Source organism: Paraburkholderia silvatlantica, assembly GCF_003096715.1.
GTDB lineage: Bacteria > Pseudomonadota > Gammaproteobacteria > Burkholderiales > Burkholderiaceae > Paraburkholderia > Paraburkholderia silvatlantica.
In genome coordinates, this window is the sequence record NZ_QEOL01000002.1 from 359,982 (window position 1) to 374,858 (window position 14,877).

General features: G+C 66.8%; 14 protein-coding genes and 2 pseudogenes. 15 read left to right on the forward strand and 1 reads right to left on the reverse strand.

Annotated features, from left to right (window positions below):
* Positions 1–48: 48 nt before the first annotated feature.
* From C7411_RS03965 to C7411_RS03990, 7 genes and pseudogenes are all read left to right on the forward strand, one after another.
* A complete protein-coding gene (locus C7411_RS03965; protein ID WP_243413033.1) occupies positions 49–1,245 on the forward strand; it encodes a VanZ family protein in 1,197 nt (398 codons plus the stop codon).
* A gap of 167 nt (positions 1,246–1,412) precedes the next feature.
* On the forward strand, positions 1,413–1,739 hold the full coding sequence (locus C7411_RS03970; RefSeq protein ID WP_110383301.1) for a (2Fe-2S) ferredoxin domain-containing protein: 327 nt from the start codon (positions 1,413–1,415) through the stop codon (positions 1,737–1,739).
* Between the two features lie 47 nt (positions 1,740–1,786).
* Positions 1,787–2,419: an alpha/beta hydrolase gene (locus tag C7411_RS03975; protein WP_110383038.1), complete on the forward strand. Its 633-nt coding sequence runs from the start codon at positions 1,787–1,789 to the stop codon at positions 2,417–2,419.
* A gap of 269 nt (positions 2,420–2,688) precedes the next feature.
* Positions 2,689–3,900 (forward strand): D-alanyl-D-alanine carboxypeptidase family protein, encoded by a 1,212-nt coding sequence (locus tag C7411_RS03980; protein WP_110383037.1) that lies wholly within the window; start codon positions 2,689–2,691, stop codon positions 3,898–3,900.
* Complete coding sequence (locus tag C7411_RS38840) at positions 3,897–4,148, forward strand: hypothetical protein (RefSeq protein WP_373682566.1); 252 nt, start codon at positions 3,897–3,899, stop codon at positions 4,146–4,148. The genes C7411_RS03980 and C7411_RS38840 overlap by 4 nt, the downstream gene beginning before the upstream one ends.
* A pseudogene (locus tag C7411_RS38845) lies at positions 4,076–4,321 on the forward strand (D-amino acid aminotransferase); the annotation flags it as partial. The gene C7411_RS38840 and the pseudogene C7411_RS38845, both read left to right, overlap by 73 nt.
* 2 nt (positions 4,322–4,323) lie before the next feature.
* A complete protein-coding gene (locus C7411_RS03990) occupies positions 4,324–4,626 on the forward strand; it encodes a DUF493 family protein (RefSeq protein WP_243413034.1) in 303 nt (100 codons plus the stop codon).
* A 77-nt stretch (positions 4,627–4,703) separates the two neighbouring features.
* On the opposite strand, the gene C7411_RS03995 is transcribed toward C7411_RS03990, so the two are convergent.
* Positions 4,704–5,681, reverse strand: coding sequence for a transcriptional regulator GcvA (locus tag C7411_RS03995; RefSeq protein ID WP_110383036.1), 978 nt, complete (start codon positions 5,679–5,681; stop codon positions 4,704–4,706).
* 101 nt (positions 5,682–5,782) lie between these two features.
* Between C7411_RS03995 and C7411_RS04000 the strand changes: the two genes are divergently transcribed.
* The 8 genes and pseudogenes from C7411_RS04000 to C7411_RS04035 all read left to right on the forward strand — a co-directional run bounded on the left by C7411_RS04000 (position 5,783) and on the right by C7411_RS04035 (position 14,846).
* A complete protein-coding gene (locus C7411_RS04000) occupies positions 5,783–6,109 on the forward strand; it encodes a DUF2917 domain-containing protein (protein ID WP_110383035.1) in 327 nt (108 codons plus the stop codon).
* 108 nt (positions 6,110–6,217) lie between these two features.
* Positions 6,218–6,964 (forward strand): annotated as a pseudogene (lipB, locus tag C7411_RS04005) (lipoyl(octanoyl) transferase LipB); the annotation flags it as partial.
* A 178-nt stretch (positions 6,965–7,142) separates the two neighbouring features.
* Positions 7,143–8,132: a lipoyl synthase gene (lipA, locus tag C7411_RS04010; protein WP_110383033.1), complete on the forward strand. Its 990-nt coding sequence runs from the start codon at positions 7,143–7,145 to the stop codon at positions 8,130–8,132.
* Between the two features lie 237 nt (positions 8,133–8,369).
* Entirely contained in the window at positions 8,370–9,422 is a 1,053-nt protein-coding gene (gene tauA, locus C7411_RS04015) for a taurine ABC transporter substrate-binding protein (protein WP_110383032.1), read from the forward strand.
* 16 nt (positions 9,423–9,438) lie between these two features.
* Positions 9,439–10,242, forward strand: a complete 804-nt coding sequence (locus C7411_RS04020; RefSeq protein ID WP_110383299.1) for a taurine ABC transporter ATP-binding protein — start codon at positions 9,439–9,441, stop codon at positions 10,240–10,242.
* Entirely contained in the window at positions 10,239–11,120 is an 882-nt protein-coding gene (locus C7411_RS04025; protein ID WP_110383031.1) for an ABC transporter permease subunit, read from the forward strand. The genes C7411_RS04020 and C7411_RS04025 overlap by 4 nt, the downstream gene beginning before the upstream one ends.
* A gap of 306 nt (positions 11,121–11,426) precedes the next feature.
* On the forward strand, positions 11,427–12,713 hold the full coding sequence (locus C7411_RS04030) for a dicarboxylate/amino acid:cation symporter (protein WP_165822738.1): 1,287 nt from the start codon (positions 11,427–11,429) through the stop codon (positions 12,711–12,713).
* A gap of 198 nt (positions 12,714–12,911) precedes the next feature.
* Positions 12,912–14,846 (forward strand): sensor histidine kinase, encoded by a 1,935-nt coding sequence (locus C7411_RS04035; RefSeq protein ID WP_243413042.1) that lies wholly within the window; start codon positions 12,912–12,914, stop codon positions 14,844–14,846.
* Positions 14,847–14,877 lie beyond the last annotated feature (31 nt).

Genomic DNA, 14,877 nt, shown 5'->3' on the forward strand with positions numbered 1-14,877 from the left:
CCCGCGCCCGCGTCATCAGCGCCATTGCCATCGCCATTGCCATCGCCATTGCCATCGCCTGCCGCCGCGCGCGAGCCCTTGCCGGGCCAGGCCTCGACGCTCTCGCGCCAGTCGCTCGCGCTTTACACGGCGCTGATCGTCTACGGCTCGTGGTATCCGTTCTCCGGCTGGCGCTCGCTCGGCCTCAGTCCCTTCGCCTATCTCGGCGATCCGTGGCCACGCTACTGGACGGTATTCGACATCGTCACCAACGTGCTCGGCTACATGCCGTTCGGCGCGCTCGCCGTGCTCGCCGCGTGGCCGCGCTGGCGCGGCTGGATCGCGGTGCTGCTCGCCGCCATTGCGGGCACGCTGCTCTCGGGCATCATGGAGGCCGTGCAGACCTGGCTGCCCACGCGCGTCGCGTCCAATCTCGATCTCGCCTCGAATGCGCTCGGTGCGCTGCTCGGCGCGCTCGTGGCGGCGCCCGCCACCGGCGCGCTGCTCGAGCGCGGCTTCCTGCGCCGCCTGCGCTTTCGCTGGTTCGAGCGCGACGCGGCCGTGCTGATGGTGCTCGCGGGGCTTTGGCCGTTCGCGACGATGTACCCCACGCCGCGCCTGTTCGGCCTCGGCGAGTGGGCGCGTGCGCTCTGGCAGCGCCTCGACGGCTCCATGCAGGATGCCGTGCTCGCCTGGACGCCCGCCGCCTGGCATCTGCGCTCGCTGCCCGATATGCTCGCCGCGCGGCTGCCCGATAGCGGCTGGGAAGCCATCGTCACGACGCTGAACCTGTTCGGCGCGGCGGCGTTCGCGACGCTCCCCATGCGCTCCCGCGCGCCGCGCGCGCGGCTCGTCATCGCGCTCATCGTCGTGACGCTCGCCGTCAAGGTGGGCGCGACCTTTCTGCAGTCGCAAAGCGGGCTGATCTTCGACTGGGCGACGCCGGGGGCGCTTGCGGGCCTCGTGTGGGGCACGCTTCTCGCGTTTCTCGCCTTGCGCCTGCCGCGCGCCGTGCGCGCAGCGGCGGCGACGTTTGCGCTCGCAGTGGCGCTTGCGTTCGTGAACGTGTTGCCCGTGAACCCCTACTTCGACGTCGTGCTCGCGGACTGGCGGCAGGGCCGCTACCTGCACTTCAACGGCCTCGCGCGCTGGCTCGCATGGACGTGGCCCTGGGCCGCGCTCGCGTGGACGGCGTTCTCGCTCGAACGCGCGTGGCTCGTGCGGCGCGCGCGCCGGGCCGCGAAGCGCGCCCGCCGCGACCGGTGAGGGCGCGCGGCGCTCGCCTGAGCGTTCACGCCGCGCTCGTTATAATCGACCGGATCGACGCGCTGCCGCGCTCGCGCGCCGCGCAATGCAACGCAATGCCCCGCGGCGGGCTACACGCTTTCAGCAAGCCTGCGCTCACTGCACGACACTCACCGGTGCCTCACGCCATGACCGATTCGTTCTACAAGTACCACGTCTTTTTCTGCCTGAACCAGCGCGAGCCCGGCGCGGACCGCCCGAGCTGCGCGAATTGCAACGCGCAGGCCATGCAGGAGTACGCGAAGAAGCGCGTGAAGCAGCTGGGTCTCGCAGGCGCAGGCCAGGTGCGCATCAACAAGGCGGGCTGTCTCGACCGCTGCGAGGAGGGCCCGACCGTCGTCGTGTATCCGGAAGGCACGTGGTACACGTATGTCGACGAGAGCGACATCGACGAAATCGTCGTCTCGCATCTGCAGAACGGCCAGGTGGTCGAGCGCCTGAAGATCGATCGCTGATTGCCCCCAATGCACGGCCAAACAGTAGCCGTAAGGACTGCCGCACGATGAACGCCCAGACACAAAAATTCCAGATCGACGGTCCCGTCGGCAAGATCGAATGCGCGCTCGACGTGCCCGACGCCGGCACGACGCCGCGCGGCATTGCGCTCGTCGCGCATCCGCATCCGCTCTTTGGCGGCACGATGGACAACAAGGTTGCGCAGACGCTCGCGCGCACGCTCGTGCAGCTCGGCTACACGACCTGGCGCTCGAACTTTCGCGGCGTGGGCGAAACGGCAGGCACGCACGACAACGGCATCGGCGAACAGGACGATCTGCTCGAACTCATCGCTTACATGCGCGCGCAACCGGGCCAGGCCGACGTGCCACTCGTGCTCGCGGGCTTTTCGTTCGGCACCTTCGTGCTCTCGCACGTTGCGAAGCGCTATCTCGAGGCGGGTGGCGCGATCGAGCGCATGGTGTTCGTCGGCACGGCTGCGAGCCGGTGGGAAGTCGCGCCCGTGCGCGCCGACACGCTCGTGATCCACGGCGAACTCGACGACACTGTGCCGATTCTCTCGGTGTACGAATGGGCGCGTCCGCAGGAATTGCCGATCGTCGTGATTCCGGGGGCAGAACATTTCCTGCACCGCAAGCTGCATATCCTGAAGCGCATCATCGTCGAAGCGTGGCGCTGATGTGTCGGGCCCGCTGTTTCGGGGCCCGATGCAAGCCGTTCGTCACCCCGCGTATGCCGGGCGAAATGCGTGAAAAATGCACGACAGGTATGCGCAAACGTGTGACATAGCGAAAATTCGCCACGACGTGGCGCGTATAATGTTCGCCAATTTTGTGCTTGCTGCGCCGCGACCGGCGTATGCACGGCACCGGCATTCCGGCTTTCACCGACCGTGCGCCGTCTGGCGCGCTACGTTCATCCCGTCCCAATTCAGCCCGACCTGAACCTATGCGTTTTCTCTCCTCCGGCCAACCGTCTTCTTTCGTTCCTTCCTCCGTCGTTCGCAACGTCACGCTCGCAGCGCTCTTGCCCGCCTCGCTTCTCGCGAGCGCGTTCGCGCAGGTGCCGCCTCCTGCCGTGAATGCGCGCTCGTGGGTGCTCGTGGACGCCACCGCGAACCAGGTGCTCGCCTCCGGCAATGCCGATGAGCGCGTCGAGCCCGCATCGCTCACGAAACTCATGACCGCGTACCTCGTGTTCGAGGCGCTGCAGAGCAAGAAGATCTCGATGGATCAGGTCATCGAGCCGAGCGTAGCCGTGCGCCGCGTGAAGAACGACGAGTCGCGCATGTTCATCGAAGCGAACAAGCCGGTCTCGGTGCATGACCTCGTGTACGGCATGATCGTGCAGTCGGGCAACGACGCGGCCATCGCGCTGGCCGAACTCGTGGGCGGCAGCGAAGCGAACTTCGTCAACATGATGAATGCCGAAGCGCAGAAGCTCGGCATGACGCACACGCACTTCGCCGACGTCAACGGCATGCCCGACCCGAATCACTACACGACGGCGGGCGACCTTGCCACGCTCTCCGCGCGCCTGATTCGCGACTATCCCGAGTACTACGAAATCTTCTCGGTCAAGGAATTCAAGTACAACAACATCAAGCAGCCCAACCGCAACCGCCTGCTGTGGATCGACCCGACGGTCGACGGCCTGAAGACCGGCCACACGCAAGCCGCGGGCTACTGCCTGATCGCCTCGGCGAAGCGTCCGCTCGCGGGCGGCGGCAACCGCCGCCTCGTCTCGGTGATGATGGGCGAGCAGAAGGAACACGACCGCGTGCAGGACAGCCTGAAGATGCTGAACTACGGCTATAGCGCGTACGACACCACGCGCATCTATCAGGCGAACCAGGCTGTGGCGACGCCGCGCGTCTACAAGGGTACGCTCGACGCCGTGAAGGTCGGCGTGCAGAAGGATCAGTTCGTCACGCTGCCCAAGGGCGCCGCCGACAAGGCGAAGCCGCAGGTCGAACTCACGAGCCCGCTGATCGCGCCGCTCACCGTCGGCCAGCAGATCGGCTCGGCGAAGTTCGTGGGCGCGGACGGCAAGGTGCTCGCGCAGGTGCCGCTCGTCGCGCTCGAAGCCGTGCCGCAGGCCGGTATCGTCGGCCGCGTGTGGGATTCGCTCATGCTCATGGTCAACAAGAAGAAGTCATGACGCCCGCTTCGGCGACGCAGGCGGCCGAGCCGCTCGTCTGGCTCAACGGCGAGATCACGCCGCTTTCCGAAGCGCGCATTCCCGTGCTCGATCGCGGCTTCATCTTCGGCGATGGCATTTACGAAGTCGTGCCCGTCTATGCGCTCGCCGATGATGAAGGCACGGTGTGCAGCGCGAGCACGGCGTGCGCTTCGAAGCGCGCGAGATCGCCGAAGCCGAACCGCGCGAGGCGGACGAGATTCTCGTGACCTCGGCAACCAAGGAAGTGCTGGCGGTCGTCGCGCTCGACGGCAAGCCGGTTGGCGGCGGCAAGCCGGGCCCGGTCTACGCGGCGTATCAACGCGCGAAGCAGCGCGCGAAGCAACGCGAGGCGCAGGCATTGCGCGCAGCGGCCACCGGGCTACAGGAAGTGGAGAAATGAACATGACACAAATGAATGTGACGCAGCAGCCAGGCAACCCCGAAGCGAAAGAATCGCTGATCGAATTTCCCTGCGACTTCCCCATCAAGGTGATGGGCAAGACGCATCCGGAATTTCAGGACACCATCGTGACGGTGCTGCGCGAATTCGACGGCAGCTTCGACGCCACGACCATCGAGACGCGTCCGTCGAGCGGCGGCAACTACACGGGCCTCACCGTGACGGTGCGCGCCACGAGCCAGGCGCATCTCGACGACATCTATCGCGCCCTTACCGGGCATCCGATGGTGAAGATCGTGCTGTAAGCGAGCGGAAGGCGTTCGAACGAAAAGGGCAAGGGCCGCAGTGTGCGGCCCTTTCTGCATCTGGTGCCATTGGCGTGTCAGGGCACGTCGCCCATGCGGGCACGTTGCGCCGCGGCGGCGGCCGTCATCAGCGGACCGGCTTCGCAAGCGTCCTCGTAGAGCCGCCGAAAGCGTGCGACCTCGTCGAACACCCAGTCGCGGAACGCCCGCACCCGCTCGGTCTGCATGCGTTGCGGCGGGCAGATGAAGTAGTAGCGCCAGGGGCTCGGGCCGTCGATATCCTTGAAAAGGCGCACGAGACGCCCGAGCGTGATCTCGTGCGTGGCGAGCGAGCGGCGCACGAGCGCGATGCCCTGGCCGTCCATGGCCGCCTGAAGCAGGTTCGACGAATCCTGGTAGAGCACGCCGCGCTTGGGTTCCGGCATGTCCTGGAGGCCTGCGGCGTCGAACCACGGCCGCCAGAGTTCGTCGTCCGAGCGCAGCAGCGGCAGCTTCGCGAGTTCGCGCGGGTCGGTGGGCAGCCTGCCGCCGTTGAAGTCGGGCGAGCAGGCGGGAAAGAAGATCTCGTCGAGCAGCAGCTCGGCGTGCAGTCCCGGATAGTGCCCGTAGCCGAAGCGGATGGCGACATCGACGTCGTCGAGCGCGAAGTCGGTGAGCGAATTCGTCGATTGCAGCTCGACGTCCCACTGCGGATGCGCCTCGATGAAGCGCCCGATGCGCGGCGTGACCCAGCGCGCCGCGAACGAGGACAGCATCGACACGACGAGCCGCCGGTCGCGGTCGCCGGCGCGGATCTCCTGGGTGGCGTGCGCGAGCTGGTTGAGCGCGTCGCGCACCTGGCCGGCGTAGCGGCGGCCGGTGTCGGTCACGCGCACGCGTTTGCCGTCGCGGGCGAAGAGCGCCACGCCCAGCTCCGCTTCGAGCGCGCGGATCTGGTGGCTCACGGCGCCGTGCGTGACGAAGAGTTCGTCGGCGGCGCGCGAGAAGCTTTCGTGGCGGGCGGCGGCTTCGAAGGCCTTGAGCGCATTCAGCGCGGGTAGCTGGCGCAGATCCATATCGTATTTTTTCTCACATAGCCGTGAAAATTGATCGTTTTGCTCGATCCCTTATGGTGTCTACGATTGTAGCCATCGGAGCAGGTCATTCGGAGTCGGAAATGAGAGAAATTTCTTCGGATATCACGTTTGAAGTGGCGGCCGATCAAACGGCCTCGGTGCGCGTCACGCGCAGCACGCGGCTGACCGTGAAGTGCGGCACCGTCTGGGTCACGCGCAGCGACGACACCGCCGACTACTGGCTCGAGCCCGGCCACACGCTGCGGCTGCGGCGCGGCGAGCGCCTGTGGATCGGCGCGGAAGGCGGGGCGCCAGCGTGGGTGGGGTTCGCGGTGCCGGCACGCCTCACCGAGCGCGTGGTCGATCTCGCCGCGCGCGCCGCACAACGCGCAGGCGTTCACATCGGCGACGGTTGGCGCACGGTTTGACCTGACGTCAGTGATTCAAGGACGGCGGCGATGGGTTGCCTCCCACCGCCGCCGTTATCCGCCGTATGCCCGGCGCGCTCGTCCCGAATTCGGTAAACTCCCGAAATCATGTGCGCCACCCCGGTTTCACCCTCGCAAATTGCTTCCGACCCCGGCGCAGCCGCGGTCGTGCCCCAAGCGGCAAGTTCGCCCATCGTCGTGCGCTGGCGCGGCAACGAGGCTTATCAGACGAGCTTCGACGCCATGCGCGAGTTCACGGCCGCCCGTGACGCCAATACGCCGGACGAAATCTGGCTCGTCGAGCATCCGCCCGTTTTCACGCTTGGCCAGGCCGGCAAGCCCGAGCATCTGCTCGTGGCGAACAGCGGCATCCCGCTCGTGCAGATCGACCGCGGCGGGCAGATCACGTATCACGGGCCGGGCCAAGTGGTGGCCTACCTGCTGCTCGACTTGCGGCGCAGGAAGCTGATGGTGCGCGAACTCGTCACGCTCATCGAGGACGCCGTGATCGAAACATTGGCGGCGTATAATCTCGCGGGCGAGCGCAAGGCCGGCGCGCCCGGCATTTACGTGCCGCAGGACGCCGGCGGCGCGAGCGCCGCGCATACGGGCGCGAAAGTCGCGGCCCTCGGGCTCAAGATCAGTCACGGCTGCAGCTATCACGGCGTGAGCCTGAATGTATCGATGGATCTGAGCCCATTTCTCGCCATCAATCCGTGTGGATACGCCGGCCTCGAAACCGTCGATATGGCCACGCTGGGTGTCCAGGCGAGCTGGCGCGATGTCGCCGCCGCGCTGGCGGCGCGGCTCGAGGCGAATCTCGCGGCGCACGCAGCAACCCTTCTCACGGTGGCCGAAGCGGCTGCCGCAGACCCTTCAGCCGAAGCGGCCGGGATGAACCCGGCTGCTTCGGCTGAAATGGAAGCGGCCGCTTACGCGGCCGCGATGGACCCGGCCGAAGCGGCCGTCTCAGGCGGGCAACCGCCGCAACCGCAGGCTGGCGTTGCACCGGCGGCCTGACTGGATCGAAAGCATGACTGACATCACTGCGAACCCCGCTGGCGCTAACGCCGACGCCGTTCCGTACGACGCCACCGCAAAACAGAAGGCGCAGGCCAAGACCTCGCGCATTCCGATCAAGGTCATCCCCATCGAGAAGCTCAAGAAGCCCGAGTGGATCCGCGTGAAGGCGGCCACGGGCAACTCGCGCTTCTACGAAATCAAGAACATCCTGCGCGAGCACAACCTGCACACGGTGTGCGAAGAAGCGAGCTGCCCGAACATCGGCGAATGCTTCGGCAAGGGCACCGCGACGTTCATGATCATGGGCGACAAGTGCACGCGCCGCTGCCCGTTCTGCGACGTGGGCCACGGCCGCCCCGATCCGCTCGACCCGGACGAACCGGCCAACCTCGCGCGCACCATCGGCGCGCTCAAGCTCAAGTACGTCGTGATCACGAGCGTGGACCGCGACGACCTGCGCGACGGCGGCGCCGGCCACTTCGTGGAGTGCATCCGCCAGGTTCGCGAGCAATCGCCCGAAACGCGCATCGAGATTCTCACGCCGGACTTCCGCGGCCGTCTCGATCGCGCGCTGCAGATCCTCAACGCCGCACCGCCGGATGTGATGAACCACAACCTCGAAACGGTGCCGCGCCTCTACAAGGAAGCGCGCCCGGGTTCGGACTACGCGCACTCGCTCAAGCTGCTGAAGGACTTCAAGGCGCTGCATCCCGAAGTCGCGACGAAGTCGGGCCTGATGGTGGGCCTTGGCGAAACCGAAGAGGAAATTCTTCAGGTGATGCGCGACCTGCGCGCGCACGACGTCGACATGCTGACGATCGGCCAGTACCTGCAGCCCTCGGAGCACCACCTGCCGGTACGCTCCTACGTGCATCCCGACACGTTCAGGATGTACGAGGAAGAGGCGTACAAGATGGGTTTCACGCACGCGGCCGTTGGCGCGATGGTGCGTTCGAGCTATCACGCCGATCTGCAGGCGCATGGGGCAGGCGTGGTTTAAGCCGCCGCCGCTTGCAGGCACGCAACCGAAAACGCCCGCTGAAAAGCGGGCGTTTTGTTTGCGCCGCGCTCGAACAGCGCGATGCGCGCATCGATTCCAGGACCATCCACCTCAACGCGAAAAGCAATGCTTCAGCAGCGTCATTAGCTAACGCAGATAAGTTAGAACCGCCCGCCGCCAGACTCCCTATAGTCGGAACCTTCAATCACTCGAACGTCGTTCCGCCGGAGTCTGTCGATGAACCCTCGCGCTATCCCTGCATTCGCCCGCCGCCCGCACATCGCCGCCGTGGCATTCGCCGCCGCCTGCCTTGCCAGCGCGTTCGGCGCGCCGCGCGCGCATGCCGAAACGCGCGAGGTCGTGATCGCGTATCAGGACATGGTGGTGCCGTGGCGCTACGCGCAGGCCACAGGCCTGGTCGAGAAGGAAACGGGCTACAAGGTCACCTACCGCAAGCTCGCAAGCGGCGCCGATGTGATCCGCGCGCTCGCCTCGGGTTCGGTGCAACTCGGCGAGGCCGGTTCGAGCCCGATCGCAGCGGGCCTCTCGCAGGGCGTGGATCTTTCGCTCTTCTGGATTCTCGACAACATCAACGACGCCGAAGCGCTCGTCGCGCGCGACGGTTCGGGGGTGACGAGCATCGCGGGTCTGAAGGGCAAGACGATCGGCGTGCCGTACGTCTCGACCTCTCACTTTCACGCGCTCGTCGCGCTGCAGAACGCAGGCGTGAATCCCGCCGACGTGAAGATCGTCAACCTGCGTCCGCCCGAGGTCGCGGCCGCCTGGCAGCGCGGCAACATCGACGCGACTTACATCTGGGATCCCGTACTCGCGCAGGTGAAGAAGAGCGGCAAGGTGCTGGTGACTTCGGGCCAGGTGGCGAAGGCCACGGGCAAGGCGACCTTCGACGGCTTCGTGGTCGATCGCAAGTTCGCCAAAGACAACGGCGATTTCGTCGCGAAGTTCGTGAAGGTGCTGGCCGCCGCCGACGCCGATTACAGCGCGCATCGCACGGCATGGAACGCAGCCTCGCCGCAGGTGCAGGCCGTGGCGAAGGAGTCGGGTGCGAATGCCGCCGAAGTGCCCGCGAGCCTCGCGCTCTATGCGTTCCCCACGCCCGCCGAGCAGGCCTCGAAGACATGGCTGGGCGGCGGCGCGCAGTCGGGCGCGGCGCAGTCGCTGCTCGCAACGGCGACCTTCCTCAAGGAACAGGGCACGATCCAGAGTGTGCTGCCCGACTACTCGGTGGGTGTCGATCCGCAGTATGTGCAGCGCGCCGCTGCGCATTGAACGCAAGGAGCTTCGCATGAGCGCGCTCGCGATCCGCGATCTCACCGTCATCTACGAAGGCGCGCGGCGTGACGCTGCGCCGAACGTCGCGCTCGCAAACGTCAATCTCGAAGTCGCGAGCGGTGAGTTCGTGGTGGCGCTCGGCGCTTCGGGCTGTGGCAAGACCACGTTGCTCAACTGCATTGCGGGCTTCATCGAGCCAGCGCTCGGCGAGGTGCGCATAAACGGCGCGCGCGTGGAGGGGCCGGGCGCCGAGCGCGGCGTGGTGTTTCAGAAGCACGCGCTCCTGCCGTGGCTCGACGTGCTGGATAACGTCGCGCTCGGCTTGCGCTTTCGGCGCGTGCCGAAGGCGCAGCGCGAGCGCATCGCGCGCGAGCAGCTTGCGCTCGTGGGCCTGGAAGCGCAGGCGCGCGAACGCGTGTATGCGCTCTCGGGCGGCATGCAGCAGCGCGTGGGCATTGCGCGCGCGCTCGCGAGCGATCCGCAGATCCTGCTGATGGACGAACCGATGGGCGCGCTCGACGCCATGACGCGCGAGCAGGTCCAAACGCTCGTGCTCGACGTCTGGGCGCGCACGCAGAAGACGGTGTTCTTCATCACGCACAGCGTGGAGGAGGCGCTCTTTCTGGCGACGCGCATCGTCGTCATGACGCCGGGGCCGGGCCGCATCGAGCGCGAATACGAGGTGCCGTTCGCGCGCCAGTATCTCGCCACGCGTAACGCGCGCGCCGTGAAGTCGTCGCCGGAGTTCATCGCGTGGCGCGAGCGGCTGGTGGATTTGCTGCACGCGGACGCGGGCGCACACGAGGAACCGGCATGAGTGTCCCGCGAGAATCGTTGAGAGACGTCGCGTTGAAGGCGCGCAGCGTCAGTGCACCCGCTGCGCGCGAGGCGCAAGCCGCTCGCTCGAAAGTCTGGCGCATGCCCGGCGAAGGCCCGACGGCGGCGCTGAGCGCGGCCTCGGTGGCGGCGCTCGCGCTGCTCTGGTGGCTCGCCACGCACCTGCACTGGCTGCCGCCGCTCTTCCTGCCGACGCCCGAAGCCGTCTGGCAGGCCTTCACAGACGCGCTGCACGGCCGCATCCAGGGCGGCCTGCCGCTTTCCGAGCATCTGTTCTGGAGCGCGCTGCGCGTGTTCGGCGCGTTCCTGCTGGCGGTGGTGACGGCCGTGCCCGTCGGCATTCTGATGGGCGTGTCGCGCATCGCGCGCGGCCTGCTCGATCCGCCGCTCGAGTTCTACCGGCCGCTGCCGCCGCTCGCCTACCTGCCGCTCGTGGTGATCTGGTTCGGCATCGACGAAACGGCCAAGATCGTCGTGATCTGGCTCGCCTGCTTCGCGCCCATCGCGATGGCCGCGCGCGCCGGCGCGAAGAGCGCGAGCGTCGAGCAGATCCGCGCGGCGGCGTCGCTGGGCGGCGGCTTGGCGCAGATCGTGCGCTTCGTCGTGCTGCCCGCCGCACTGCCGGAGATCCTCACGGGCCTGCGCATCGCCATCGGCTTTGGCTGGACCACGCTCGTGGCCGCCGAGATGGTCGCGGCCACGGCGGGCCTGGGCCAGATGGTGCTCAACGCGTCGAGCTTCCTGCGCACCGACGTCGTGGTGATGGGCATCGTCCTGATCGGGCTGATTGCCTGGGGCTTTGACCTCGGCATGCGCGCGCTCGAGAAGCGCCTCGTGCCCTGGAAGGGGCGCGGTTAAGGCAGCCGCCTCTTTCTGGAAATCCGAACGCTCATGGGGTGCGATTCTGGAAAACCAGATTCGCGCCTTTGTCCGCTGGATAAAAATCCTTATAAATCAATGCCGTGAGCGATCGCGCTTGCTGGCATTCTCCTTGCACTCAAGAAGCGCGCGGCCACCCCGGTCGCGACAAAAAAAGAACACAGCTTTGCACAGGAGACAGCCGATGTCCGATCCCACCTTCCGGTTTCGCTGATCCCCAGTTTCGACCTGTCGCGGCCCGAACTCGCTTCGTTCGGCCATTGGCTTAATTCATTTGCAGGAACCATCGTGAAGAAACCTCTCCACAAAGTCCTCTACTTCCAGGTGATCGTGGCGATCGTCATCGGCGTGATCCTCGGTCATTACTGGCCTGCGATCGGCATCGACATGAAGCCGTTCGGCGACGCCTTCATCAAGCTCATCAAGATGGTGATCGGGCCGATCATCTTCTGTACCGTCGTGACCGGCATCGCCGGCATGGAGGACATGAAGAAGGTGGGCCGCGTGGGCGGCAAGGCGCTGCTCTACTTCGAGATCGTCTCGACCTTCGCGCTCGTGCTCGGCCTCATCGCCACGCACGTGCTGAAGCCGGGTGCGGGCTTCAACGTCGACGTTCATTCGCTCGACGCCAAGGCCGTGGCCAGCTTCGCCGAAAAGGCGCATGGCCAGAGCAGCGTCGACTTCCTGATGCACATCATTCCGGACACGATCACCTCGGCATTCGCGCAGGGCGAAATCCTGCAGATCCTGCTGATCGCGCTGCTGTTCGGCGCCGTGCTCACGCAACTGGGCGAGCGCGGCCGCGTGGTGACCGAGTTCATCGACAGCATTTCGGGCGTGCTGTTCGGCGTCGTGAAGATCGTCACGAAGCTCGCACCGATCGGCGCGTTCGGCGCGATGGCGTTCACCATCGGCAAGTACGGCGTGGGCTCGCTGATCCCGATGCTCAAGCTCATCGGCACGTTCTACCTCACGTCGATCGTGTTCGTGCTCGTCGTGCTCGGCGCGATCGCGCGCTTCACGGGCTTTTCGATCATCCGTTTCGTTTCCTACATCAAGGAAGAACTGCTGATCGTGCTCGGCACCAGCTCGTCGGAATCCGCGCTGCCGCAACTGATGCAGAAGCTCGAGCGCCTTGGCTGCTCGCGCTCGGTCGTGGGCCTCGTCGTGCCGACCGGATACTCGTTCAACCTCGACGGCACCAACATCTATATGACGATGGCGGTGCTCTTCATTGCCCAGGCGACCAACACCGACCTCACGTGGACGCAGCAGCTCACGCTGCTCGCGGTGACGATGCTCACCTCGAAGGGCGCGAGCGGCGTGACCGGCGCCGGCTTCATCACGCTGGCGGCCACGCTCGCCGTGGTGCCGACCATTCCGCTCTCGGGCATGGTGCTGATTCTCGGCATCGACCGCTTCATGAGCGAGTGCCGTGCGCTCACCAACATCGTCGGCAACGGCGTGGCGACGGTCGTGGTCTCGGCATGGGAGAAGGAACTCGACCGCAACAAGCTGCGCGCCGTGCTCTCCGGCGAAGTCGAAGAAATGAAGGAAAGCGCAGGCGCGTAAGCCGCGCTGGGCGGGCGCGCCAGCCGCAAGGCGCGCCCGCCCGCCGATGTTTGTTCTTTCGATGTTTCGCGGCCATGGCCGCTGGGCGGCGCGAGCGTTTCCCCTGCGTGGGCGCCGCCCGTTTTTGTTTTTCCCGTCTGACAAGGCAGCACGTTGCCTGAGTGCACCCGTTGCGTGCTGTCCGGCCCGCACGCCCCGGTGCGGCCATGTGCCACAATCTCCCTCATCCCCCTCGACCGTCTGGAAGCCGCTCACGTGACGCGCCGCCTCATCATCCTCTTCGCGCTCGCAGCCGGCCTCGTCGCGGTCTGCGCGTTGACGTGGGCGCTCTCGTGGCAGGCCGGCATCGACGCGCTGCGCCGCAACGCCGCCGTGCGCGGCGACCGCACCGCGGCTTCGCTCAAGAGCACGCTGGAGCGCTACGACTCGCTGCCCTATATCGTCGGCGAGCATCCGCTCGTGCAGGACGTGCTGGTCGATCCGAGACCCGAGTGGGTTGCCGCCGCCAACCGCTATCTCGAAGACGTGACCCGCCACGCGCGCGCGACGACGACCTACATCATCCGCGCCGACGGCATGAGCATCGCGGCCAGCAACTGGCGCGACTCCGATAGCTTCGTCGGCGCGGATTACCGCTTCCGGCCGTATTTCATCGATGCGATGAATGGCGGCGTGGGGCGCTTCTTCGGCATCGGCACGATCTCGCACGATCCGGGCTACTACGTGTCGCAGCCCGTGCGGCGCGACGGCAAGATCGTCGGCGTGGCCGTGGTGAAGCTCAATCTCGAATGGTTTCCGGGCACCGATGCCTCGGAGCCGCTCCTCGTCACCGACGACAACGGGGTGATCTTTCTCTCCTCGGTGCCCGCGTGGAAGTACCGCACGGTGCGTCCGTTGCCGCCGGCCGTGGTGGCCTCGATCGACGCCACGCGCCAGTACGCGAGCGAGCCGATCGCGCCGCTGCCGGCGCGCGTCGAACGCGTGTTGCAGGGCGGCGCGGACATCGTGCGCATGGGGGCGGGCATACGCGCGCCGCGCTACCTGGAAACGCGCCGCTCGCTCGGCGAGCCCGACTGGCATCTCGTCACCATGTCGTCGATCGACCCCGTGCTCGAGGCCTCGCGCAACGCGACCATCATGACGGGCTTCGGCTACGTTTCGCTGTGCCTGTTCGGCTTCTACTGGCGCATGCGCCGCGCACGCGTGAGGGAAGTGATGCGCAGCCGCGCGATGCTGCAAAAGGCCTACGCGATGCTCAACGAGCGCGTGGCCGAGCGCACCGCCGATCTCTCGCAGGCGAACGAGCGCCTGCAGCGCGAGGTGGCGGAGCGCACGCGCACCGAGGCGGAACTGCGCGCGACCCAGGACGAGCTGATCCAGGCGAGCAAGCTCGCCGCACTCGGCCAGATGGCGGCGGGCATCACGCACGAGCTGAACCAGCCGCTCGCGGCGCTGCGCAGCTTCTCGGACAACACGCGCGTGTTTCTGGAGCGAGGCCAGTATGCGGCGGCCACCGAAAACCTGGAGGCGATCGGCTCGCTCACCGAGCGCATGGGCAAGATCGTCAATCAGCTCAAGCTGTTTGTCGGGCGTGCGCGGCCGAGGAGCGCGCGCGCACCGGTTGCCCGCGCGCTGCGCAACTCGCTCGCGCTGCTCGGCAACCGGCTCGACGGCGTGCGCGTGGATCTCACCTTGACGGAAGACGGCGCGCCGCCCGCGCCGCTCGATGTGAACGCCGAGTACCCGGACCTGAGCGCGCTGAGCGACGACCTGCGTCTCGAGCAGGTGCTCATCAACGTGCTCGGCAATGCGCTCGACGCCGTGGCGGGCCAGCCGTCCCCGCGCATCGCAATCGACGTTCAGGCGAGCGCCGCGACGCTCGCCATCGCGGTGAGCGACAATGGGCCGGGCATTCCCGACGATGTGCTGCCGCGCCTCTTCGAGCCGTTTTTCACGACGAAGGAAATGGGGCAGGGGCTTGGCCTCGGACTCGCGATTTCCTCGTCGATCGCACGCGACAGCGGCGGCTCGCTCACGGCGAGCAACCTGCCGCAGGGCGGCGCACGCTTCGTGCTGACGTTGCGCCGCTCGCGTGCGGATGCCGAGAGCGCGGCGCGTGCCGCCGGGTTGTGACGCTGAGTGGCGATGCCGGCTTTTGAATCAG

Excerpts from the sequence above, each read along its gene's own strand:
- C7411_RS03970 (WP_110383301.1), top strand. The coding sequence starts at position 1,413 with ATGACCGATTCGTTCTACAAGTACCACGTCTTTTTCTGCCTGAACCAG.
- C7411_RS03975 (WP_110383038.1), top strand. The coding sequence starts at position 1,787 with ATGAACGCCCAGACACAAAAATTCCAGATCGACGGTCCCGTCGGCAAG.
- C7411_RS03980 (WP_110383037.1), top strand. The coding sequence starts at position 2,689 with ATGCGTTTTCTCTCCTCCGGCCAACCGTCTTCTTTCGTTCCTTCCTCC.
- C7411_RS38840 (WP_373682566.1), top strand. The coding sequence starts at position 3,897 with ATGACGCCCGCTTCGGCGACGCAGGCGGCCGAGCCGCTCGTCTGGCTC.
- C7411_RS03990 (WP_243413034.1), top strand. The coding sequence starts at position 4,324 with ATGACACAAATGAATGTGACGCAGCAGCCAGGCAACCCCGAAGCGAAA.
- C7411_RS03995 (WP_110383036.1), bottom strand. The coding sequence starts at position 5,681 with ATGGATCTGCGCCAGCTACCCGCGCTGAATGCGCTCAAGGCCTTCGAA.
- C7411_RS04000 (WP_110383035.1), top strand. The coding sequence starts at position 5,783 with ATGAGAGAAATTTCTTCGGATATCACGTTTGAAGTGGCGGCCGATCAA.
- lipA (WP_110383033.1), top strand. The coding sequence starts at position 7,143 with ATGACTGACATCACTGCGAACCCCGCTGGCGCTAACGCCGACGCCGTT.
- tauA (WP_110383032.1), top strand. The coding sequence starts at position 8,370 with ATGAACCCTCGCGCTATCCCTGCATTCGCCCGCCGCCCGCACATCGCC.
- C7411_RS04020 (WP_110383299.1), top strand. The coding sequence starts at position 9,439 with ATGAGCGCGCTCGCGATCCGCGATCTCACCGTCATCTACGAAGGCGCG.
- C7411_RS04025 (WP_110383031.1), top strand. The coding sequence starts at position 10,239 with ATGAGTGTCCCGCGAGAATCGTTGAGAGACGTCGCGTTGAAGGCGCGC.